Source organism: Rosistilla ulvae, assembly GCF_007741475.1.
GTDB lineage: Bacteria > Planctomycetota > Planctomycetia > Pirellulales > Pirellulaceae > Rosistilla > Rosistilla ulvae.
In genome coordinates this window covers 473,846-496,516 of sequence record NZ_CP036261.1, presented here as the reverse complement: position 1 = coordinate 496,516, position 22,671 = coordinate 473,846, and the positions used below count along the sequence as shown (strand labels likewise).

Sequence of the window (22,671 nt, the reverse complement as noted above, 5' to 3'; positions counted from 1 at the left end):
GCAGAAACCTAGCGAGACAGGAATTCGACCACGGAGTTAGCATCTACCGGCAGGCTGATGTCGCTAGGGCCGGGCAGGCCTTGGACGGTTGCCTTCAGGTTTTCGCTGTCGAATGCCACCCAATCGAGGGCGTCGGGCGAAGCGTTGGCGATCACGCCGCGGTACAGGTTCTTCAGACCTTCGCGGTCGCGAACTTCGACCTCGTCGCCTGGACGCAGCAGGTAGTTTGGCTTGGTGACTTTGACGCCATTAACCAAGAAGTGGCCGTGGGCAACGCCTTGCCGAGCTTGAGGACGGGTTTTGGTGAACCCGCAGCGGCGGACGATGTTGTCCAGACGGCGTTCGCACATCAGCAACAACAATTCACCCGTGTTTCCTTGCTTGCTGCTGACCGCATCAAAGTAGCGGCGCAGTTGTCGTTCGCCCAAGCCGTAATAGTGCTTGATCTTTTGCTTCTCCATCAACGCCAGACCGTAGTTACTGGGGCGACGGCCGCGGGTGTGCATACCTGGAGGGGTATTGCGGCGTTCCATCGCGCGGGCAGCACCGGCGGTTTCATAGATCATGGCGCCTAGACGGCGATTAATACGTGCTTTGGGTCCGGTATATCGGGCCATCGACAATGCTCCTAAGGGAGTGCAAGAAAGGGGTGTAAGTCGTTACCTCGCGTAGATTTACGCAATGGCACGATCCCAGCGACAGGGCCACAATTTGGTCCTGGAGGGTCGCGCCTGATTTCTTTTGAAGTCCAGGATTGTCACTGGAAACCTTGCTTTTTGCAAGGGCGAAGCTGGCGAATCACTAGCGAATGGCAACATTCGCCAAGATTCGCACGATAGGATTGCTCAGTCGACATTGACGTAGACAAACTTGCGGTTCTAGTATCCGGACCCAATTAGAGGAGTTTGGTCGATTTTGCGGATTAGTCTGGATTCGACGGGACCCGCTGGCCGAAACCCTTCTGATAGGAACGTTGCGATGCCCCGACGCTTGCCGTTGGTGGAGCATCGCTGCAAAAAAACACTTCAAGGAAGAAGGGTTTTGCGAATCGCGACCAGTCTGGCTGAGACAGACGACGCCCGCATGCTCCGACTTCTCAAAATTCGCCAGTTTGAGGGAACATCGTTATGCGATGCCGTATAGTGACATGGAACCGCGTCGCCGTTGCCAGCATTGCAGTTATGGCGATCGGATCGACCGGCTGTAAGACAACAATGCCAGGCAAGAACTTGTTCTCGTGGGGCAAAAAGCCTTCCGCGGAAACTCTAGCCGGCAGTGGCCCATCGGCCACCTACCCAGCGCCACCAAGCGAAAATCACACGCCAACCGCGATCGCTTCGGCTGCGACCGGCAAGTCGGGCCAATCGGCGAACACGCAAGTTGCCGCATCGACCACGACGGCTCCTGCCAGCCCTTATGGTAGCGCAAGCCCTTACGGAACGCCCGGTGGCAGCTCGCCCTACGGTACGCCGACCGCAGCGGCTCAAGCTAACGGTTACAACAGCACCGCAGCCGCTTCGCCTTACGGTGGCGTAACGCCAACCAGCCCTTACGGCGGCGCAGCACCTGGTGCAGCTCCAGCCTCGCCGTACGGTGCATCCGCTCCTTACGCGGCCACTCCAAGCACACCACCGACCTACACAGCAAGTGCGGCTAACAACCCTGCCTACGGTGCCGCGACTCCAGCATCGCCGTACGCAACACCAGCCAGCACGACGTCGCCCTACGCTTCCGCCCCGAGCCCTGCGGGTTACGCAGCCCCAACCAGTCCTGCTGGCTACGCGGCTCCACCGGCAACGCAAGCGACTTACGCAAATCCGACGCCAGCGACCCAAGTGGCCGCCAGCCCAGGTGGCTACCGTCCCGGCAGCACCAGTTCGGCAGCCGCCTACCCTGGCATGAACAGCTCGGTGGCCCCGTCGACCTACACGACACCGGCCACCCAATCGCCTAGCTCGTCGTATTCGATGCCGACTGCAACGTCGCCAAACAACAGCGGATCGATCTACCGCTAGTCAACGGCCACGTTCGCGAACGAATTTAAAAGCCGCAGCTTCCATTCCATTGGAGGCTGCGGCTTTTTCGTGTTCGGCTAGCGAGCTTCGCAGCACACGCACTCTACGAAGCGTACAAGCCTTCGGCGCGGATCGATTCTTCGACAGCTCGCGGCGTGTGATAGCGAATGCTTTCACCCGCACCGATCCGATCGCGCAGCTCACTGCTCGATAGTTCGATCTGCGGCATCTGCAGAAAGGCAACCTGCCCCGAATCACTGTCGGTCAGAAACGGTTCGATCTCCGCAGCCGTCGCCGCATCGTAGCCGCCGCGATTCATGATCGCTGGCTTGGCGATCGCGAAGATCTTTTCAGGTTGATTCCAGTCGCCGAGCTGACCGACGAGGTCGGCTCCCATCATCAGAAACAGCTCCGCCTGTGGGAACTGTTCGCGAATCGCTGTCACCGTATCCAAGGTGTAGCTGACGCCTCCGCGATCGATCTCGACGCGGCTGACTTCAAACGCTTCGTTCCCTCCGATCGCCAATTGCAACATCGCAACCCGCGACTCGCTCGACGCCACCGGACCGGTTGGCTTCAGAGGCGACATCGCCGCAGGGACAAACAAGACCTTGTCCAGTTCGAGCTGTTCGCGAGCTCGCTCTGCCAACATCAGATGCCCATAGTGCACCGGATCAAACGACCCGCCCAGAATCCCAATCCGCATCACCTCAAACACTCCTAACGCTCGCCACCGAAACTCCGCCACCGCCGGATCGAACTATAAGCGACTCGCCACCAAATGTCGCGGGGCCCACGCCAATCGCTTTACCCACGTCCCCACTCCCACACCATTCGTTTAACCGCGTGCCCAGCGGGCCGCGCGTCCACGCCAACTCAAAACGCGCGGGGCGATGCCCGCGCGGTTAAACTAAGTGAGATCTGCGTCGCTACCGCCAGTCCAATCACAGTACACAACCTCCACCGATGATAAAACGCATTGCACCGTTGGCGCTCCTGACCGCTGTATTAATCGGCGTTCTGGCGTACAGCCAACGCGCGACCGGGCCGCTGAAGGTCTCTGGTTTTATCGAAGCCGATGAGATCCGGATCGGGTCGCGCGTCGGCGGACGCGTCGCGGCGGTGCTGGTCGAAGAGGGAGCCACCGTCGCCAAGGGACAGGAACTGGTGCGGCTGGAACCGTTTGATCTGATCGAATCGCAACGCGAAGCGGCCGCCCAACTCGCGGCGCGGCAAGCTGATCTCGATCGCTTGGCCGCCGGATACCAGCCCGAAGAGATCCGCCAAGCCAAGGCGCGCGTCGACCAGATCGCAGCTCAACTGGAAAAGCTGACCAACGGCCCGCGACCGGAAGAGATCGCCGCCGCCAAGGGCCGCCAACAAGCGGCGGAAGTCGAACTGACGCTCGCCCAACGCACGCTCGATCGAGCCAGCAATCTCCGCGACAGCAACGCCGTCTCGCAGCAAGAGTACGAAGAGGCGGACGAGAAGATGAAGTCGGCTCGAGCCAACCTGACCGTCCGCAACAACGAACTGCAATTGCTGGAAGCGGGGACGCGGCAGGAGGAACTGGACGAAGCCAGGGCGAAGCTGGCCGAAGCGGAGGCTGCATGGGAGCTGATGAAAAACGGCTATCGCAACGAATTGGTCCGGCAAGCTGCTGCCGCCCGCGATGCAGCTCAAGCCACGCTCGACGCCATCGGCCAGCGGCTAGACGAACTGGTGATCCGCAGCCCGGTCGCCGGCGTGGTCGAGGCGTTGGAGCTGCAACCCGGCGACCTGGTTAGTGCCAGCGGACCGGTGATGTCGTTGATGGACAACACCAACTTGTGGGTCCGTGCCTACGTCCCCGAAAACCACCTGGACCTTCAGGTTGGCCAGCGGTTGCCGATGAGCGTCGACAGTTTTCCCGACGAACGGTTCGCGTGCGAGATCAGCTTCATCGCGCGGCGAGCCGAGTTCACCCCCAGCAACATCCAGACGCCCGAAGAGCGATCGAAACAGGTCTTCCGGATCAAGGCGACGCTCGTCGAAGGGTTGGATCGGCTGCGTCCGGGGATGTCCGCGGACCTCTGGCTTGGCGAAATCAAGCAACCGTCAGCGAAGAACGCCGATGAATGAGAACGTTCTTTCGGTGCGTAATCTCTCGCGCAGCTTTGGCGATCTGGTCGCGGTGCAAGACGTCAGCTTCGACGTCCGCAAAGGGGAGATCTTTGGGCTGCTGGGCCCTAACGGCAGCGGTAAGTCGACGATCATCCGGATGCTGCTGGGCATCCTGCCTCCCAGCGGCGGCGATGCGACGGTCCTAGGACACGATGTCCGCACCGAGTCGGAAGAGATCAAGCATCGCGTCGGTTACATGTCGCAAAGCTTCAGCCTGTACGGCGACCTGACAGCTCGAGAGAACATCGATTTCTACGGACGAATCTACGGGCTATCGCCGAGCCAATTGGAGCGGCGAGCCGACGAAGTGATTGAGCTAACCGGGCTGGACGACCGTGTCGGCCAGTTCGCTCGCACCCTTTCGGGAGGTTGGAAACAGCGACTGGCTCTCGCCTGCGCCCTGATCCACGAACCCGACCTGCTGTTTCTGGACGAACCGACAGCGGGAATCGATCCGGTCGCGCGGCGGCACTTGTGGGATCTGCTGTTCGAACTCTCGGGCCGCGGTGTGACGCTGTTCGTGACAACGCACTACATGGACGAAGCCGAACGCTGCACCGACGTCGGATACATCTATCTGTCGCGGCTGTTGGTGCGCGGCAAGCCGTCGGATTTGAAACGCTTGCCCGACGTGACGCCCGCCGGAACGCGGCGCTGCGAAATGCGAGTCGATTCGCCGACGGCACGGTTAACTGGCTTGCGAGCGATCGACGGCGTCCTCGATGCGACGCTGTTCGGCGACACGATCCATCTGCTGCTGGCACCGGAACTGTCCGACCAAGAACTGCTTTCCCAGATGAAGATCGAACCCGATCGAGTCCAACTGCGGTCGGTCGATCCTTCCCTGGAAGATGTCTTTGTCACGCTAACGCAAGCTGCCGAACGCGATCCCGACAGCTTTCAAGCTCCCGCACCAACGGAAGCTGCCGCCAACGAAGCGGTTGGCGAATTGGAGCCGCTGCAGAAACCAAGTCCAGCGACGCTCAGCGGATCTCCGCCGCGGCGAAGGTCCAGCGGCTTTGTTGCGGTACTGACCAAGGAGTTCGCTCACGTCCGCCGCCAGCCATCGACGCTCGTCTTCCTGCTGCTCGTTCCGTTAATGCAGACGATCATTTTCGGATTCGCTCTCGATACGCAGATCGAAAACATCGCGATGGTCGTCTACGACCAAGACGGCCGACGTCAGGGGCGCGAGCTTGTCGACGCGTTTCACAACACGCGGCGATTCACGACGGTCGAGCGAGTGTTGGACGACGAATCGTTCCGCCGCGCGATGACCTCGGGGCGTGCCAGCGTCGGTTTGCGGATACCGCCCAACTACAGCGACCGGATCGTCCGCGGCGAGCAGGTTTCGGTGCAACTGCTGATCGATGGCAGCGATTCGCAAGTCGCCACGACGGCGTTGAACACCGCGCAACTGCTGGGATTGAATCTGTCGATCGCGATCGCTCGCATCAAGGGAGAGAATCTGCAACTCGCACCGGCGCGAGATGAATTGGGGCGCGGCGCCGTCCCGATCGAGATCCGCCCGCGGCTGCTGTACAACCCCGACCTAGAGAGCTCTCATTTCTTTGTCCCTGGATTGGTTGGCATCATCCTGCAACTGGTGACTGTTTTCCTGACCTCATTCGCCATCGTCCGCGAACGCGAACTGGGAACGCTTGAACAACTGTTTGTTACACCGGTCAGCCGCAGTGGGCTGCTGCTCGGGAAACTGGTCCCCTACGCCGTCCTTGGCTTCATCGCCACGCTGATCGTTCTGTCGGCGATGGTCTTCGTTTTTGGCGTCTCGATCCACGGTAGCCTCACCCTGCTGCTCTGCCTCACGCTGTTGTTCATGACCTGCTCGCTGGGCCTTGGCCTGCTAGTCTCGACGATCTCCAAAACGCAGCTCGAAGCGCTGCAGTTTGCCTTCATGATCATGTTGCCCTCGGTGCTGCTGTCGGGATTCATGTTCCCTCGCAGCGAGATGCCTTGGCCGATCTACCTCGCCTCCTTCGGAATCCCCGTCACGTATTACATCGAGATCCTGCGTGGCGTCGTCCTGCGAGGCGCCGACCTGCTGGATTTGCTAGCCCCCGTCGCCGGGCTGTTTCTCTGCAACGTGATCGTGCTGGGGCTCAGCCTAGCCCGATTCCGCAAAACGCTCGGCTAGCGAATCGGCCTCGCTTCAATGCAGCCGCGATCACCGCACGAATCGTTTAACCGCGTGCCCAACGGGCCGCGCGTTCACGCCAACTCGAAACGCGCGGGGCGATGCCGCCGCGGTTAAACCAGGCAACCGCATAGCCATATGCCCAGCAGTTTGCATCGCCACCATTCGTTTAACCGCGTGCCCAGCGGGCCGCGCGTCCACGCCAACTCGAAACGCGCGGGGCGATGCCACCGCGGTTAAACAAGATTGACCGTTGTTGTCGAGCGTTGCATCGATGGTAGTGGCGGTGGGCGTGGCTACACCATCTCTTCAAACCGTCTCCGGCAGACTATCCTGAAATGACCGAACTCTCCTTGCCGAACGAATTCATGTCATCCGATTCCGATCCCGCCGCCAACGACCCTCAAGGCTCGCTGTTCAGCCTCGATGGGCCCGCGTGGGAAACCGATGTCCATGAACAGATCACCGTTGCAACGGTCGTCTTTTCGGAGATGCCTTTTGGCCCGTTCGATTACAGCGTACCCAGCGAACTTGTCGACAGCGTTCGCCCCGGAATGCGTCTGCAGGTGCCGCTGGGCAAGCGACGCAAACCGATCACCGGTTGGTGCACCAAGGTCACCGCGTCGACGTCGGGCGGAATGACGCTCAAACCGATCGATTCCTGCTTCGACGAAAAACCGCTCTGCAACGCCAACCTGATCCAGTTGGTGCTCTGGATGGCGCACTACTACCAGGCGCAACCCGGCCAGGTTTTCGACGCCTTGATTCCCGCAGGCGTTCGGATGGGAGCGGGGACGCGAGCGACGACCTTCTTCACTCCGACGCAACAAGCGTTGGACGACGAGGTCGTGGCGAAACTGCCCGCCAAACAACAGTATGCGTTGCAGTATCTGATCGCCGCTGCCGAACCGATGACGCTCCGCGATCTAGCCGACCAAGCCGGCTGCACCGAGGGACCGATTCGCCAGCTGTTGCAAAAAGAATTGATCGTCGGCGAAGTCCGCCGCGTGATGACGCCTGGCATCCTGCCGTCGCGCAACAACGTCATGACCGACGCTCACAGATTGACCAAAGAACAGTCCGCGGCACTTGCCGAAATCTGCGCCGCACTCGATTCGGGAAAACATTCGACGCTGTTGCTGCACGGCGTCACGGGGAGCGGCAAAACGGAGGTCTACATCCAAGCGATCGAACACCTGCAACGCTTCGGCCGCCAAGCGATCGTGCTGGTCCCGGAGATCAGCCTGACGCCGCAGACTCGCCAACGGTTCCAGGATCGATTCGAAAGCGTCGCCGTGCTGCACAGTCACATGAGTCCCGTCGAACGGAACCATCACTGGCAACGGATCGCCGAAGGACAGGTCCAAGTGATCGTTGGAGCCCGCAGTGCCATCTTCGCGCCGACGCCTCACCTGGGACTGATCGTGATCGACGAAGAGCACGACGCGTCGTTTAAGCAAGACACGATCCCGCGGTATCACGCTCGCGATGTCGCCCGCTACCGAGCGCATCTGGAGGGGATTCCGTTGATTCTCGGATCGGCCACTCCGGCGCTCGAGTCGTGGAACGCCGCGAAGAAGGGGATTTACAAACGCATCCCGCTGCATCGACGCGTCGGCGATCGCCCGATGCCTCACGTGCAACTTGTCGACCTGCGACTGAAGGAAGATCGCACCGGCGGGTCGATCAGCCGCCCGCTGATGCAAGCGACTCGCGCGGCGCTGGCCAAAGGAGAACAGGCGATCCTGCTGCTGAACCGCCGTGGCTTCGCCACCACGATCCAGTGCCCTTCGTGTGGTCACGTCGTCGCCTGTCCCGATTGCGAGATGCCGCTGACGCATCACCGCGACGGCAGCAAAGCGGTTTGCCACTACTGCGATTACCAAATCGGAACGCCTCCCTGGTGTCCCGAATGCCGTTTCGATGGCATCCGTTACTCGGGGCTCGGAACGCAGAAGCTTGAGATGGAAGTCAAAGCCAAATTCCCCGACGCGGTCATCGCTCGGATGGACAGCGATACGATGCGGCGTCCGGGGAGCCATGAACGCGTGCTGTCGGCATTCCGCCAGAAAGAGATCGACATCCTGCTGGGAACGCAGATGATCGCCAAAGGACTCGACTTTCCCAACGTCACCCTCGTCGGCGTGATCAATGCCGATTCGGCGTTGCATTTCCCCGACTTCCGCGCCGCCGAGCGGACGTTTCAATTAGTCACCCAGGTTGCTGGCCGCGCGGGCCGCGGAGATGCTGGCGGCGAAGTCGTCGTGCAAACCTATACGCCCGAGCATCCGGCGATCCAAGCCGCCTCGCAACACGATTATTTCCAGTTCGCCGAAGAAGAGCTGCAGCAGCGACAGAAGTTCGCTTACCCGCCCTTTGGCCGGATCGCCCGGATCATCATCCGCGGCAGCGAGGAAACGCTAACCGAAGCTTTTGCCGACAACTTGGTCAGCAGCCTGGAACGGGCTCGCGATGCGCAACAAGCCGAAATTAGAATCCTCGGCCCCGCCCCGCCGCCGATCGCCAAGCTGCGTGGCAAATACCGATTCCATATCCTACTGCAGTGTCCCGATGCGGGATCTCTGGGAAATGTGATCCGCGCCGCGACCAGCGAACATCGATCGGGCGAAGACATCCAATACGTTGTCGACATCGATCCGCTGGATATGCTTTAGAAAACCCCACTCACAGGAATGACATGACAATGCTTGGTCTTCTCGCCATCGGACTGGTTACTTTCGTTATCATCGCAGCCGCTGTGCTGATGGTTTACGGCGGAAACAAAAAATGACGCAGCGCGGTCATCGGGATCTCAAACTCCCGACTCGCTCATTTAATAAGATTGCTCGACAAATTCAGCTCACAACCCGTTACGAAAACAACTGCGGGATCACGTTGCCATCGCGGACCAGCGTTATCGGGCGGCCCGTTTCGGTGTGGTATTCCTTCGTCGGATCGATCCCCAGGTTGTGATAGAAGCTGGCTGCGACGTCGTCGGGGGTGATCGCTTCGTGTCGTGGAGCCGATGCGGTGTCGTCGCTCTCGCCGATCACCTGGCCGCCGCGGACGCCGCCACCCGCCATCAGCATGAACATGCAGCGTGGGTAGTGATCGCGGCCTCCTTCGGCCGATCGGGTGTTGATCTTCGGAGTCCGTCCGAACTCGCCGGTGACAAAGACCGCTGTCGATTCCAACAGCCCCTTGGCTGCCAACGAATTCAGAAGTCCGCTGAGCCCGGCATCAAATTGCGGCAACAGCCCCGACTTCAACTTGGTCCAGTTGTCGACATGCGTATCCCAGCCGCCGAGCGTCAGGCCAACAAACCGCACTCCCGACTCCACCAACCGCGTTGCCAACAGACAGCTTTGGCTGAAGGTTTGATCGTCGAACATCTTGGTGATGTTTTCCGATTCCTTGCTGATGTCAAAAGCTTGCCGCGTGCGTGTCGACGTGATCATCGAATAGGCTTGCTCGCTGAAGCGATCGAGTCCCTGCAGCAATGAGCTCGACTTTTCGATCGACGCCATACGCCGATCCAAGCTGCTCAACAAATCCTGGCGACGACGCATCTGATCGACCGTCATCCCGTTGGCTAGCTTGATACCTCGGACCGCAAACGGCTGACCGGCTCGAGGTGTTGCGTTGGTATTCAGCGGAGCGTATTGAACTCCCAAGAAACCAGGACGTTGATTAATATTGGGGACCGCCACAAATCCAGGGATCTCGCGATCGCCGGGGCGTTCCATCGAGACGACCGATCCGAAACCGGGATACTCCAACGATGGCAGCGGACGCGAACCGGTGTTCACATATTCCTGCCCCAACGCATGAGCGGCCAGCGTGTGACTGACACCACGCAGAATCGCAAACTTGTCGGCACAGCCTGCCAGCTTGGGCAGGTGCTCGGAAAATTCGATCCCCGGCACGTTCGTCTTGATCGGTTGGAACGGACCGCGAACCTTGTCATCCGCTTCGGGCTTCAGATCGAAGGTGTCGATGTGCGACGGACCGCCGGGCAGGTTGATGAAAATCGCCGACGTCGCCTTGGCACCCGCTTGAACCTCGCCCGCCTCGGCGATACTCAGGTAGTTCGTCAGCGAGAACCCACCAGCGGCCAACGCTCCCACTCGCAGCACATCGCGTCGGCTGACACCATCACACGTTTTTGAGATACCCATCAACTATCGCTCCAAATTTCTTATCACACCGATCTAAACTTGCGTCTTCATTCTGCTTGCGTCACACGAAGGCATCAGTGATTTAACACAAACTCTTTTGTGTTCAACAACGCCCACAATAGATCCCCCACACCGCTGGCAACCGAATCGCCCGCTTCGATATAGGCGAGCGAGCTGCTCAATTCCTCCGGCTCCGGATAACGTGCGACGGTTCGCAGGTAGGCCTGATTGACCAAGCTGGTCAATTGTTCGCTATCCAGCTCTGCCGATTTACCCGCCGCCACGTCCTGCACTTCGCCAGTCTGCAATGCTTTGATTCGCTTGTTGATTTGCGAGATCTGCCGCGTCATCCGAGTGGTCTTGTTCTTCAGCTGCTCCTCCGAACTGGAGGCATTCTTTTCCACCTTGGCAAGCGTCTGGACCAGTTCCTGCCGACGCTTCTTCAGCATCGTGATTTGACGCTGCCGCGCCGCATTGCCTTGTTGCTTCGCTTTCGCAAGCGCCGTGTCGCCGACCAACATCGGCTGGCCCAAGCTCTTCATCTGCTCGGCCAACCAGCCATTGCGATCGTACAGCCGATCGGTGACATCCTCATCGTTTTGCAGATAAACCGTTTGCAGCAGGTTTGGATCTTCGGATCGGTCGCAATCGCAATTCGATTCGCGAATCGAACGGCCAAAAACCTGTAAGGCGTACGACGAACCGCGGCCGTTGTTGCGAGGACTGCTGGAAGCAAGCCCCACCGCGCGACCGTCGCGGCTGCTGCACAGCTGAGCCGCCTGTTTGTCGCTGGCTGTCGCAACCAAGATCGCGTCGTAAAGCGTTTCGGCGGGCAGGCGTCGCGGTACAAAGTGGCTGAAATTGCGAACGTCCAACGCGTTGGTGTCGTTTGTCTGCCAGCTGCGTTGATACGCATCGCTGCCGACGATCGTGCGGTGCAGCCACTTCATGTCGTATCCGCTCTCAACGAACCCGTCGGCCAGATAGTCCATCAGCGGAGCGTTGCTTGGCGGATTGGCGAGATTCAAATCGTCGACTGGGTCGACGATCCCGCTGCCAAAATAATTTGCCCACACGCGGTTCACGATCGCTTTGGCGAAGTAGGGATTGCTGGGATCGCGGAGCCACTGCATCAGCTTCTCTCGCGCCATTTCATCCAGTTGGACGTAGTCGCCTCCCAACAGCTTTGCCGTCGGCGGCTCGACCACTCGACGCGCTTTCTGCCCTTTCTTGCGAACCATTTTGGCATTGCCGCGAACCGGGCGTTCGACGATCTCGGGGAACGGAATCACCGCCCCTTTGTTGAATTCCTTTTGCAACTCTCTGCGAAGCTGGTTCCCCTTCAGGCCGGAATCCATCGTCGTCATCATCGCTTCATATTGCTCCAAGCCCTCCTTATCTCGCGGCTTCTGGCTCAGTCCCACCGTTTGGAATAGGTTCTTGAATTCATCGAAGTCCTGTTTGGACCATTGGTCGAAAGGATGTTTGTGGCACTGAGCACATTGGATCCGGATACCTAAAAACGAATAGGCAAATCCGATCGCTCGGTCTTCGGTCTGTCGGAAATTGCGACGCGCCCAGAAATAGGTCAGCCCGGGTCGATCGGCAAACCCGTCCATCTCGCCGTTGCGACACGCGGCCCCCATCGCTTCGCAATACTCTCGATACGATTCCCCCTCCTCACGCGATTGGGCGACAACGATCCCTTCGACCATCTCGTCATAGGGCATGTTTTCTTCGACGCGGCGATGGATCCATTCATACCAATGTTGCGTCGGTGCCTGTCGGATTGGCGAGACGTTGTTCAGTTGAGCATCGCTGTTGCCGGTCCAATCGCAGAACCGCGTCGTCCACCAAGCTGCATAACCGGGGCTGGAGAGCAATTCTTCGACCTTGCGTTGACGCTTGCCGCTGCTGTTGTCGGCGATGAACGCGGCCGCGTCGGCCGCGGTTGGCAGCGTCCCCGAAATATCGAGGCTCGCCCGACGCAAGAACTCCGCGTCGGAGCAGATCTCCGACGGCACGATCCCCAGCTTTTGCAGCTTGACCGCGATCAAGCGATCGACCTCGGTTCGCGCTTCCAGCTGCGGATAGTCGTCGCCGGTCAGCTTCGAAACAGGCCGAATCACCGTGACCGGAACGACCGCATTGTCGTAAGAAACGACGACATGCGTGTCGCCGACGCCGGTGCAGGTGACGATTCCCGTCTCATCGATTGTCGCGATCGCATCGTCGTTGGTGTGGAACCGGCACAGACCAGTGACCTCTTCACGCGTGCCATCTTCCCAATGAGCAACCGCTCGCAATGAAGTCGTCTGCTTGTCTTGATCGAACAGGATCTCTGCCGGCCCAACTTCCAAGCGTTCCAGTTTTTTGCGTTGCTTGGCATCGTAATTCGCTCCGGCGGCGATCCAGGTTCGCAGCACGCGATACTCCCAACCGTCTTTGTCGAAACGCTTGCCACCTTCGTGCATGTCCTCATCGATCGGCTTGGCCAAAACCAAGCTTTCGTCGGCGTCGGCGGTATCGATCCGCCCCGAATCGGCTTCGAGCATCGCCTTGTGATCGGCTTCGAAATCGTAGCCAAACAGCGACAGCATGAACCCGCCGCGCCCCTGGAACGATCCGTGGCAGGAACGACCGTTGCAGCCCAATCGTCCCATCAGGGGACTGATGTGCTTTTGAAAGTCGGGGATCTCGGAGGTCTCGTTGCCGACGGCAAACCGCGTGCTCAGCTCCGGCAGGACGGAATCGTCGCCAAGCGTATCGGGCTTCGCCGCAAACGCCACGCTGGCGACCAACATCGCCGCCGCACAACAGGCCGCTCGACTGGCAACGATCCATTGATCAAGACCGATTCGATGCATCATTTGTCGCTCTTTCATTGGGAAATCCGAGACGGGTTATTTGTTTTCTGGCGTTTTGGGATCAGCCGCGGGCTTTGCCTTGGCGTTCTTCTTCGTCCGCGAAGCGGCATTGGGGCGGGCCTGCTTGGCATCCAGTCGCCGAATCGCTCCGGCATACGCTTTGTCCGCATTCTTCTGAACGTCGACGTTCTCCAGTTGGTCGGTCAGCCGTTGCAGTTGGGTCTGCATGCGGGAGATCCGCTCGGTCAATCGCGTCTGCTCGTGACGCGCCCGCGACACCTTCGCCTGCTCGCGACTGGCAAGCGCCTTCCGCAATTGCTCTCGCGTCTTTTTGTTGTCGCGGACCTGTAACTGAGCCAGCGCGATGTCGACTCGGGTCTGCCATTGCAAAAAGGCGAGCTCCAATTCAAAGCCGTCCGGGTCGCGCTGCTGCAACTGCTCCAACCTTCGCGCCGTCCGCGTCAAGTCGCTGATCGCTTTTTGGTATTCTTTGGCCGAGTGTTTTTTCAGCGAAGCAAGCACCGACTCTAGCTCGGGCAGATGCGACTTCACCAACTCCAATACCCGGCGTTCGCCCTCAACGCGAGGCTCGGCCGCCGAACTGTCAGCCTGAGCGATCGCGTCGCGTGAGAGATCGTATTCGGCGGAAAGATCGCCCGCGGCGACAAGCACCAACAACAGGCAAGCCAGCGAGCTGCGCCAGTTCGACAAAACGTTAACCTCGTTCATGATCGGTTCCCTCGTCTCCGTCGCCTTCACCTGTGCGTTCGACCTGCGCGACACCTAAGCTCAACCAAGAAGGGACCTCGGCGACGGTGGCATCAAAGTCGATCACGGTCGCATCTTGCCCGACGTCGAGATCGTCGCCGCCAAAGACTTCGCGATTCTCCGCCCAGGCGTGAGCGACCAGTGCATCGTCGACTCCACCGGTCGCGGCTCGACTGGCCTGCGGTGCATGTCCAACCGGTGCGAACCAAATCACAAACAGCACTAGCGCGGCCAAGCTCGCCAATACGCCAGCAACACGCAAGATGGAGGTCGACGCGACAGGCAGGGCCGCAGTCGGTTGTCCAACGGGCGACTGGCAAGCCTCTCCCAGATCGACCAACAAGTCGGCTTGCTGGGCAATACAATCCAACAACTCCGGCGACGACTGCATCTGCAACTCAAACGCCTGCAAGTCAGCCCCCTGCAGTTCGTCGAGCAGATACAGCCGACATCGATCGATCTGTTCTTGATTAAGCATGGTGGTCACTCTATTCAAAATCTCAACGTTTCAATTTTCAAACGCTCGGCGAGGGCTCGGCCCGCGCCTACAAGTCGTCGCCCAATTGCTGGGCCAGCTTTCGCAACGCCGTCTGCATCCGTCCCAACGCCGTCCCAAGCGGGATTTGCAACTGGTCGGCGATCTCGCGAAACCTCAACCCTTCGACGATCCTTAACTTGACGATCACCTGCAATTCCTCGGGCAATAGCGACAACTCGCGCCGCACCTGCTGCAATCGCTCCTGGCGAAGCAACTGATCGACGGGCGAATCGTGCTGGCCCGCGGCTTGCTGCAATTCATCCGCCGGCTCCATCGGCCCGGCCAGCTTGCGACGGCGGAACAATTGCATCGCTTCGTTGTGCGCCACGCGGAACAGCCAAGCTCGGCGAGTTCCGGCAGCCGAAGCCCCTCCTTTTTCCTGGAGGATTGCAAAGGTCGCCTGCAAGCAGTCCTGGGCGTCGTCAACGCTGCCGGTCAATCCCGTCAAAAACCGCAGCAACGCGGCCGCATGCTGCGCGTGCAACTGCGCCGCCTGGTCGGCACTCAATCGTGTCGATTCGCGTTGGTTCACTCGGTTTTCACTTGGCGGACAGGCACTGGCACAAACCTAGATGCTTGGCGGCGGGAGTTTATTGTCGCGGTGCGAAAAGAATTTGGAAAAAACGGGAATCGCTAAGATGAATCCGCCCCTTACCGAACGATTTTAGCGTAGCGGCCGTCGCCGAACGCCACGATCGGCGGCCTGCCGGGCTGTAATAATCGGCAAAAAACCTCTATTCTGCCTGTTCACGCACCCTCCGTTTCCCTATCGCAACCGATCACGAGACCCCCATGGCTGACACAGACAAGAAGAAGTGGATTGGCTTCGACCTAGGCGGCACGAAAATGCTGGCGGTTGTTTACGATCATGACCTCAAGCCGCTGGGCCGGCGTCGGCGTCGCACCAAAGGGAATTCGGGAGCGGAATCGGTGATCGAACGGATCATCGGTGCGATCGAGCGGGCGATGGAAGAGACCGATACGAAGGTCGAAGAGATCGCTGGCATCGGCATCGGTTGCCCTGGCCCCGTCGACCCGAACACCGGATTGGTCCACGTCTGCGTCAACCTGGGCTGGGAAAACGTCAACATCGGCAAGATCCTTCACAAACAGTTCGGCTGCCCCGTGCATGTGCTGAACGATGTCGATGCGGGCGTCTACGGCGAATATGTCGATGGAGCGGCGAAGAAGTCGCGATGCACCGTCGGCATTTTTCCAGGGACCGGAATCGGCGGCGGATGCGTTTACGAAGACACGATCCTGCACGGTGCCGACATCAGTTGCATGGAGATCGGACACACGCGGATCAGCAGCGGATCCCGAACCAGCGGCTACGACCTGTCGGGGACTTTGGAAGCCGAGGCGAGCCGGTTGGCGATCGCGGCCGAAGCGGCCAAAGCGGCTTACCGCGGGATGGCACCTCATCTCTACAAAGAGACCGGCATGGATCTCTCAGAGATTCGCAGCGGTGCGTTGGCCGATTCGGTCAAGCATGGCGACACCGAAGTCAAAGAGTTGATCGAAGAGGCTTCGCGGACGATCGGACTGGCCGTCGTGAACATCGTCCACTTGCTGGCTCCCGACACGATCGTGATGGGTGGCGGATTGGTCGAAGCGATGCCCGATCTGATTATCGGCACCGTCACGCGAACCGCGAAGAAATCGGTGCTGGCACCCTACAAAAATCGCTTCCGCGTCGTGCAAGCCGAACTGGGAGACGACGCGGCTGTGCTGGGCGCTGCCGCATGGGCCAGGAAACGGACGCCCGTCGCACCGGCTGCCGCTCCAGAGCCGACTCCAGCAGAGCCGAATCCGCCAGCGGCGACCTAAGCGACGCGTTTGCGACGGCATCAACTGCCGCCTTGAACCCATCATCCGCTCGCCTCGTTTTCGTCGATCGAAGACCGCAGCGAGCGCGATCTGCGATCAACGATATCACCGCAAACCGGATGACCTGACATGTTCGCTGCCATCACCGATCACTGGCTGCTGCTGACAATTGGCGGAACCGTTGGCCTGCTGCTGATCGTCGCGATCTACGACACGATGCAGCGGAAGCATACGATCCTGCACAACTTCCCGATCGTTGGACACATCCGGTATTGGTTGGAGATGATCGGGCCGGAGATGCGGCAATATTGGGTCGCCAACGACAAAGAGGAGATGCCGTTTAATCGCGACGAGCGGAGCTGGGTCTACGCGTCGGCCAAAGGCGAGAACAGCAACTTCGGTTTCGGCACGACCGAGCAGATCTACAGCATCGGATACCCGATCATCAAACACGCTGTCTTTCCGTTTCCCGAACACAAAGCGGAATACATCAGCGACGACAAGACAGCGATTCCCTGCCTGAAGATCATGGGGCAATCGCACGATCGGGCGCGGCCCTATCATCCGCAATCGGTGATTAACATCTCCGCCATGTCGTTTGGCTCGCTCGGTTCCAACGCCGTCTCGGCGATGAACATCGGCGCCCGCGAAGCCCACTGTTTTCACAACACTGGCGAAGGAGGGATCAGCCCTTACCATGGCCACGGTGCGGATATCATGTGGCAGATCGGAACCGGATATTTCGGGGCTCGCGACGAGACGGGACGGTTTTCGCTGGACGTGCTGGCCGAGCGCGTCGAAGCCAACGAATCGATTCGCTGCATCGAAGTCAAACTCTCCCAAGGAGCCAAACCGGGCAAAGGGGGAATCCTGCCCGGCAAAAAGGTCTCCGCCGAGATCGCCGCAACGCGCGGGATCCCGATCGGTCGCGATTGCATCTCTCCCAACGCTCACTCCGAATTCGACACCGTCGACGAACTGATCGACTGGATCGAACGGATCGCCGCTCGCACCGGACTGCCGGTGGGAATCAAAAGCGCGATCGGATCGACCGGCTTCTGGCACAAGCTAGCCGGGCGGATGCGAGAGCGTGGCGAAGGTCCCGACTTCATCACGATCGATGGTGCCGAAGGAGGAACCGGAGCGGCGCCGCTAACCTTCTCCGATCACGTCTCGCTGCCATTTAAGATCGGCTTCGCTCGCGTCTATCCGATCTTTCAAGCCCAAGGAATCTCCAAGGACATCGTCTGGTTTGGTAGCGGGAAATTGGGCTTCCCCGACCGCGCCGTGATCGCGTTTGCGATGGGCTGCGACGCGATCCAAATCGCCCGCGAATCGATGCTCGCGATCGGATGCATTCAAGCCCGCAAGTGCCACACCGACCACTGCCCCGCAGGCGTCGCGACCCAGAACCGCTGGCTGCAAGCGGGACTGGACGTCGACGACAAAGCAAAGCGAATGACCCGCTACATCCAAAGCTTCCGCAAGGAACTGCTGTCGCTATCGTACGCGTGCGGGTACCAACATCCCTGCCAATTCAATGGCCGCGAGATCGAATTCAGCACCGGCGTCAACAAGTTTTCCAAGCTGCACGACGTGTTGGGCTACACCCGCGATGGCACTGGACTGAAAGAGACGCGAGCCAGCAACGCGACCGAACCGACCCTGGTCGAATAGCTTGCCAGTCGCCTCATTCGGCGGAAACATTGGGCAGCTTACCGAACGCCCGGACGACGGCAAACGTTGCGACGCAGCCGGCGATCAACATCCACCACGGCGAGACACCAAGGCTGGTGGGGAGCGACCCAAACAAAATGGAAACGCCCGCCGCCAGCAGCGCGTAGGGGATCTGAGTCTTGACGTGCGCGATGTGATCGCATCCGCTGGCCTGGCTCGACAAGACCGTCGTATCGGAAATCGGCGAGCAGTGATCGCCAAAGATTGCACCCGACAAGACAGCTCCCGCCGTGGCGTACAGGATCGTCGGATCGCTCGAACTGGCGATCGCGATCGGGATCGACAGCGGCACCAGCAAGCCCATCGTTCCCCAACTGGTTCCGGTCGCAAATGCAACGACTCCCGAAACGACAAAAACCAGCGTCGGAATCCAGACCGACGAGACATTAGCCTCACGAATCCAATCGCCAAGAAAACCCTGAGTGTCCAGAAAATCGGCGGTCGTCAGCCGCGATAGCGTCCACGCCAACAACAGCACCACCATCGCTGGCATCAACTGACGCATCCCGTCGAACGCGCCGACAATCAACGGCCCGATCGATTTCGCACCGCACAAATAGGTCGTCGTCAACGACAGCAGCAAACCGACAAGCCCACCCCAGATCAGCGCGTTGTAGGGATCGGCATTGCCAACATACTGGCCCCAGTACCTCAGCAGACCGACGTCGGGATCCTCGACGCGACCGGTTCGATACAGCGCAAACAAGATCGCCCCGATCGTTGCGGCGATCGTCACGATAGCGGTCCAAGCGGGAGCATCGTGCAACTGCGGCAAACTGCTCTCGCGAACATCCTCCGGTTCCTTGGCGGCACCATCTTCCGCCGCCTTCATCGGCCCGAAATCGCGTCCCGTCGCCGCGATCACAACGACAAGAACCAGGGCAAAGATCGGGTAGAAGCGATAGGGAAGCGATTGCAAAAAGAGATCAAACCCGCTGAGCCCCTGCGGGTTCCCCTGAGCCGCCAGACCTTCGCTCATGTAACTGATCTCGGTCGCAACCCACGTGCTGACCAACGACAGTCCCGCCACCGGCGCGGCGGTCGAATCGACAAGATAAGCCAGCTTTTCGCGAGACAATCGCATCCGATCGGCCGTCGACCGCATCGTCGTTCCGACCAACAGCGTGTTGGCGTAATCGTCGAAGAAGATCAGCATCCCACACAGCCAGATCAGCAACTGGCCGCCGCAACGCGTCTGCACATGCAACGCCAACTGCAACACAAGACTCCGCATCGCCCCGCCGGCATGCAGGATCCCGACCAAGGCGCCGAAGAGCATCGTGAAATAGAAGACGCGCAGATGATCCGAAGTGGCGAGCGCGGAGAGCGAATCGCCGGCACCGCGAAAGTCGAGCGAAACAACCGAGGCGATTGCGGCAAATGGATTCAGCGAGCCGCCGCCGGCAACCGCATACCAGAGGTGATCCTCGACCATCGACCAAGGCGTGTCGACGAACATCCGCTGCGACCAAGACCGTGGCTGATCGCCGGCGAACTGCAAGATCGCAACGCCGACAAAAACAGCAAGAACTAACGAGGGGATCACTCGACGCGTGAAGATCGCCAGCAAGATGGCGACGAGCGGAGGGAGCAGCGAGAGCCAGCCGAAGTCCATGGATTCGCGATCCCGCGGGAGCCGAAGCTTAGGCGTGGTCCAACCGCCGGGAGATCCCAGCGGTTGGCGATTCCTCGACGCGGCTATCGCAATGCGATCGCCGCGGCAAACTCAACAACAAGGACTAAACCTTGCCGCAGATGACCGATGCGTTGTGGCCACCGAAGCCGAAGCTGTTGCTCATCGCGATCTTGACGTCCTTCTGACGCGCCTCGCGAGGCGTGTAGTCGAGGTCGCAATCGGGGTCGGGGGTGTCCAGGTTGATCGTCGGTGGGATGCTGCCATTGTTGATCGCACTGATGCAGATCACCAATTCGATCCCGCCGCTGGCTCCCAGCGAGTGCCCCAGGGCGCTCTTGGTGCTGCTGATCGAGACCGATTTCGCGTCGCCGCCAAAGACAGCCTTCACAGCTTGCGTTTCCGCCTTGTCACCCAGCGGAGTGCTGGTGCCGTGGGCGTTGATGTATCCGATGTCCGCTGGATTCAGCTTCGCATCGGACAACGCTTCGGCCATCGCGCGGCCGGCTCCGGCGCCTTGGGCGTCGGGCGACGTGATGTGCCCCGCATCAGCGGTGGTGCCAAATCCGAGGATCTCGGCCAGGATGTTTGCACCGCGAGCTTTGGCGTGTTCGTATTCCTCGAAGACCAGGATGCCAGCGCCTTCGGCCAACACAAACCCATCGCGGTCCTTGTCGAACGGACGACTGGCTCGCTGCGGATCGTCGTTGCGAGTCGAAAGCGCTTTCATGTTTTGGAAACCAGCCAACGCCATCGGCGTGACCGCCGCTTCGCTGCCGCCGGTGACCATCACATCGGTCTCGCCAGTCTGGATCGATCGCAACGCACAGCCCATCGCGTTGGCAGCACTAGCACAAGCCGTAGCGACGCCAAAGTTAGGTCCTCGCAGGCCATAGGTGATCGAAACGTTACCGCCAGCCGCGTTCAACATCAGCTTGGGGATCACAAAAGGGCTGACCCGATCGGGGCCCTTGGCGATCAAACGCTGCATCTGGGTTTCGATTTCCCACAGACCACCGATACCCGATCCAATAATCGCGCCACAGCGATCGGGATTCTCTTTCGAGAAATCGATGCCCGATTGATCGACGGCTCGGCCCGCGCTGTACATCGCAAAGGCGGAGAACCGGTCGACTCGCTTCGCTTCTTTTTTGACCACGTAGGGCTCTGGCGAGAAGTCGTGAACCTCTCCACCAAACTTGACCTTGAACTCGTTCGTGTCAAGGTAAACCAAGTCCCGGATACCACTCTTGGCAGCCAGCAGGTTTTGCATCAATTCGTCAACTTCGCAACCAAGCGGAGTGACGACGCCCATCCCGGTCACAACGACCCGTCGATTCATGTTTTAGGTTCCAATTGATCCCGCCGGTCGCCGTAGAACGCGACAGACGCGAAGGTGACTCGAACAGTCGCCCCATAATAAAAGTAATGCCGCCAGACCAGACGCGAGGCTTTATTCAAGCGTCCTGGCTTTGGCGGCACTGCGTCATACGGATTGAAAAGTCAGGCTTACGAAGCAGCCTGTTCCTTTTCGATGTAGTCGATCGCTTCGCCGACCTTCTGGATCTTCTCAGCCGAATCGTCGGGAATGTTGATGTCGAACTCTTCTTCCAGTTCCATCACAAGTTCGACGGTGTCCAAGGAGTCCGCACCCAGGTCGTTTACAAACGAGGTATCTCGGGTGATCTTCTCTTTGTCCACGCCCAATTGCTCTGCGACAATGTCGATCACGCGTTCTTCAATCGATGCCATCCGGCGTTCTCCAAAAACTGGTATTCAGTGTTTTCTAAAATTAATGATTTGATTCGAGCGCCGCTTTGCGACACGTGCGTCAAACGTTGAGGATTCCAAAAGATAGAGGATGCGCATAAACAGGGTCAATATCCGCCTGGCGTTCTCCTAGCGTCAAGAGCCCGGTTTTTTCCGATATTTCGCAGCATCCGCCCCTTATGGACAGAAATCTGACAAAAACCGGTTTCGATCAGCCCGTCATGCCGCCGTCGACAACCAGACATTGTCCGGTGATGTAGCTGGCCGCAGGGCTTGCCAAAAACAGAACAGTCGCTGCCACATCTTCCGGCTGGCCGACGCGTTTCGCTGGGATCTGCTTCTCCACTTCCGCCAGCACCACGTCGCCCAAGGCGGCAGTCATTTCGCTGGCGATGAATCCGGGAGCGACAGCGTTGACGGTCACACCGCGGCTGCACAGTTCACGCGACAGCGATCGCGACAAACCAATCATACCCGCCTTCGACGCCGAGTAGTTCGTTTGACCTGGATTTCCGATGATCCCCGAGATGCTGGCCATGTTGATGATTCGGCCATATTTCGCGCGACGCATGATGCTTGCCGCAGCCCGACAACAGACGAAACAACTTGTCAGGTTCGTCGCGATCACTTCGTCCCACTGCTCGTCGGTCATTCCACGCATCAGCTTGTCGCGAGTGACGCCGGCGTTGTTGACCAAGATGTCCAGACGACCGTGCTTTTCGTGCGTTCCGGTGATCGCTTCGGCAGCCGCTTTGCGATCGGTGACGTCGCAGGCCAAGGCTTCGGCTTTACCGCCACCCGCTTCGATCTCCGAAACCGTTGCAGCTAGCTTTTCGGCGTTGCGAGCGACGCAGACGACAGTCGCACCGTTGGCTCCCAAAGTCAGGGCGATCGATTTGCCAAGCCCTTGCGACGCGCCGGTCACGATGGCTACCTGTCCGTTCAAATCTGCGGAGAGCGAGAGTTTCATACGTCTGGTTCTTTGTTCGGTGTTCGTGGATTGATTTGAGAAGGTGA

At 59.5% G+C, this 22,671-nt stretch carries 17 protein-coding genes; 6 read left to right on the top strand and 11 right to left on the bottom strand.

Annotated features, from left to right (window positions below):
* Window positions 1-8: 8 nt before the first annotated feature.
* Window positions 9-617, bottom strand: coding sequence for a 30S ribosomal protein S4 (gene rpsD / locus EC9_RS01890; RefSeq protein WP_145341887.1), 609 nt, complete (start codon window positions 615-617; stop codon window positions 9-11).
* Between the two features lie 510 nt (window positions 618-1,127).
* On the opposite strand from rpsD, the gene EC9_RS01885 reads away from it, so the two are divergent.
* Complete coding sequence (locus EC9_RS01885; protein WP_145341885.1) at window positions 1,128-2,015, top strand: hypothetical protein; 888 nt, start codon at window positions 1,128-1,130, stop codon at window positions 2,013-2,015.
* 103 nt (window positions 2,016-2,118) lie between these two features.
* On the opposite strand, the gene nadD is transcribed toward EC9_RS01885, so the two are convergent.
* Window positions 2,119-2,721, bottom strand: a complete 603-nt coding sequence (nadD, locus tag EC9_RS01880) for a nicotinate-nucleotide adenylyltransferase (RefSeq protein ID WP_145341883.1) — start codon at window positions 2,719-2,721, stop codon at window positions 2,119-2,121.
* Between the two features lie 260 nt (window positions 2,722-2,981).
* On the opposite strand from nadD, the gene EC9_RS01875 reads away from it, so the two are divergent.
* The 3 genes from EC9_RS01875 to priA all read left to right on the top strand — a co-directional run bounded on the left by EC9_RS01875 (window position 2,982) and on the right by priA (window position 9,008).
* Entirely contained in the window at window positions 2,982-4,136 is a 1,155-nt protein-coding gene (locus EC9_RS01875; RefSeq protein WP_145341881.1) for an HlyD family secretion protein, read from the top strand.
* Window positions 4,129-6,333, top strand: a complete 2,205-nt coding sequence (locus EC9_RS01870) for an ABC transporter permease (RefSeq protein ID WP_145341879.1) — start codon at window positions 4,129-4,131, stop codon at window positions 6,331-6,333. The genes EC9_RS01875 and EC9_RS01870 overlap by 8 nt, the downstream gene beginning before the upstream one ends.
* 338 nt (window positions 6,334-6,671) lie before the next feature.
* Complete coding sequence (gene priA, locus EC9_RS01865; protein ID WP_145341877.1) at window positions 6,672-9,008, top strand: replication restart helicase PriA; 2,337 nt, start codon at window positions 6,672-6,674, stop codon at window positions 9,006-9,008.
* 195 nt (window positions 9,009-9,203) lie between these two features.
* Here the strand turns inward: priA and EC9_RS01860 are convergent, their stop codons facing one another.
* From EC9_RS01860 to EC9_RS01840, 5 genes are all read right to left on the bottom strand, one after another.
* Window positions 9,204-10,511 (bottom strand): DUF1501 domain-containing protein, encoded by a 1,308-nt coding sequence (locus EC9_RS01860; RefSeq protein ID WP_145341875.1) that lies wholly within the window; start codon window positions 10,509-10,511, stop codon window positions 9,204-9,206.
* Window positions 10,512-10,585: 74 nt separating this feature from the next.
* On the bottom strand, window positions 10,586-13,396 hold the full coding sequence (locus tag EC9_RS01855; protein WP_246105911.1) for a DUF1549 and DUF1553 domain-containing protein: 2,811 nt from the start codon (window positions 13,394-13,396) through the stop codon (window positions 10,586-10,588).
* Between the two features lie 18 nt (window positions 13,397-13,414).
* Complete coding sequence (locus tag EC9_RS01850) at window positions 13,415-14,107, bottom strand: hypothetical protein (protein WP_145341873.1); 693 nt, start codon at window positions 14,105-14,107, stop codon at window positions 13,415-13,417.
* Window positions 14,094-14,624 (bottom strand): hypothetical protein, encoded by a 531-nt coding sequence (locus EC9_RS01845; protein WP_145341871.1) that lies wholly within the window; start codon window positions 14,622-14,624, stop codon window positions 14,094-14,096. The genes EC9_RS01850 and EC9_RS01845 overlap by 14 nt, the downstream gene beginning before the upstream one ends.
* A gap of 67 nt (window positions 14,625-14,691) precedes the next feature.
* Entirely contained in the window at window positions 14,692-15,216 is a 525-nt protein-coding gene (locus EC9_RS01840; protein WP_145341869.1) for an RNA polymerase sigma factor, read from the bottom strand.
* A 260-nt stretch (window positions 15,217-15,476) separates the two neighbouring features.
* On the opposite strand from EC9_RS01840, the gene EC9_RS01835 reads away from it, so the two are divergent.
* Entirely contained in the window at window positions 15,477-16,514 is a 1,038-nt protein-coding gene (locus tag EC9_RS01835; protein ID WP_145341867.1) for an ROK family protein, read from the top strand.
* 129 nt (window positions 16,515-16,643) lie between these two features.
* Entirely contained in the window at window positions 16,644-18,191 is a 1,548-nt protein-coding gene (locus EC9_RS01830; protein WP_145117374.1) for an FMN-binding glutamate synthase family protein, read from the top strand.
* Window positions 18,192-18,204: 13 nt separating this feature from the next.
* Here EC9_RS01830 and EC9_RS01825 read toward each other — a convergent pair whose 3' ends face one another.
* The 4 genes from EC9_RS01825 to fabG form a co-directional block, all read right to left on the bottom strand.
* Window positions 18,205-19,866, bottom strand: a complete 1,662-nt coding sequence (locus EC9_RS01825; RefSeq protein WP_145341865.1) for a Na+/H+ antiporter NhaC family protein — start codon at window positions 19,864-19,866, stop codon at window positions 18,205-18,207.
* A gap of 124 nt (window positions 19,867-19,990) precedes the next feature.
* Complete coding sequence (gene fabF / locus EC9_RS01820) at window positions 19,991-21,226, bottom strand: beta-ketoacyl-ACP synthase II (protein WP_145341863.1); 1,236 nt, start codon at window positions 21,224-21,226, stop codon at window positions 19,991-19,993.
* A gap of 167 nt (window positions 21,227-21,393) precedes the next feature.
* Window positions 21,394-21,636: an acyl carrier protein gene (acpP, locus tag EC9_RS01815; RefSeq protein WP_145089340.1), complete on the bottom strand. Its 243-nt coding sequence runs from the start codon at window positions 21,634-21,636 to the stop codon at window positions 21,394-21,396.
* A gap of 229 nt (window positions 21,637-21,865) precedes the next feature.
* Window positions 21,866-22,624: a 3-oxoacyl-[acyl-carrier-protein] reductase gene (gene fabG / locus EC9_RS01810; protein ID WP_145117370.1), complete on the bottom strand. Its 759-nt coding sequence runs from the start codon at window positions 22,622-22,624 to the stop codon at window positions 21,866-21,868.
* Window positions 22,625-22,671: the final 47 nt, after the last annotated feature.

Bases quoted from the DNA above. Each gene is read 5' to 3' on its own strand.
- rpsD (WP_145341887.1), bottom strand. From the start codon at position 617: ATGGCCCGATATACCGGACCCAAAGCACGTATTAATCGCCGTCTAGGC.
- EC9_RS01885 (WP_145341885.1), top strand. From the start codon at position 1,128: ATGCGATGCCGTATAGTGACATGGAACCGCGTCGCCGTTGCCAGCATT.
- nadD (WP_145341883.1), bottom strand. From the start codon at position 2,721: ATGCGGATTGGGATTCTGGGCGGGTCGTTTGATCCGGTGCACTATGGG.
- EC9_RS01875 (WP_145341881.1), top strand. From the start codon at position 2,982: ATGATAAAACGCATTGCACCGTTGGCGCTCCTGACCGCTGTATTAATC.
- EC9_RS01870 (WP_145341879.1), top strand. From the start codon at position 4,129: ATGAATGAGAACGTTCTTTCGGTGCGTAATCTCTCGCGCAGCTTTGGC.
- priA (WP_145341877.1), top strand. From the start codon at position 6,672: ATGACCGAACTCTCCTTGCCGAACGAATTCATGTCATCCGATTCCGAT.
- EC9_RS01860 (WP_145341875.1), bottom strand. From the start codon at position 10,511: ATGGGTATCTCAAAAACGTGTGATGGTGTCAGCCGACGCGATGTGCTG.
- EC9_RS01855 (WP_246105911.1), bottom strand. From the start codon at position 13,396: ATGAAAGAGCGACAAATGATGCATCGAATCGGTCTTGATCAATGGATC.
- EC9_RS01850 (WP_145341873.1), bottom strand. From the start codon at position 14,107: ATGAACGAGGTTAACGTTTTGTCGAACTGGCGCAGCTCGCTGGCTTGC.
- EC9_RS01845 (WP_145341871.1), bottom strand. From the start codon at position 14,624: ATGCTTAATCAAGAACAGATCGATCGATGTCGGCTGTATCTGCTCGAC.
- EC9_RS01835 (WP_145341867.1), top strand. From the start codon at position 15,477: ATGGCTGACACAGACAAGAAGAAGTGGATTGGCTTCGACCTAGGCGGC.
- EC9_RS01830 (WP_145117374.1), top strand. From the start codon at position 16,644: ATGTTCGCTGCCATCACCGATCACTGGCTGCTGCTGACAATTGGCGGA.
- EC9_RS01825 (WP_145341865.1), bottom strand. From the start codon at position 19,866: ATGGACTTCGGCTGGCTCTCGCTGCTCCCTCCGCTCGTCGCCATCTTG.
- fabF (WP_145341863.1), bottom strand. From the start codon at position 21,226: ATGAATCGACGGGTCGTTGTGACCGGGATGGGCGTCGTCACTCCGCTT.
- acpP (WP_145089340.1), bottom strand. From the start codon at position 21,636: ATGGCATCGATTGAAGAACGCGTGATCGACATTGTCGCAGAGCAATTG.
- fabG (WP_145117370.1), bottom strand. From the start codon at position 22,624: ATGAAACTCTCGCTCTCCGCAGATTTGAACGGACAGGTAGCCATCGTG.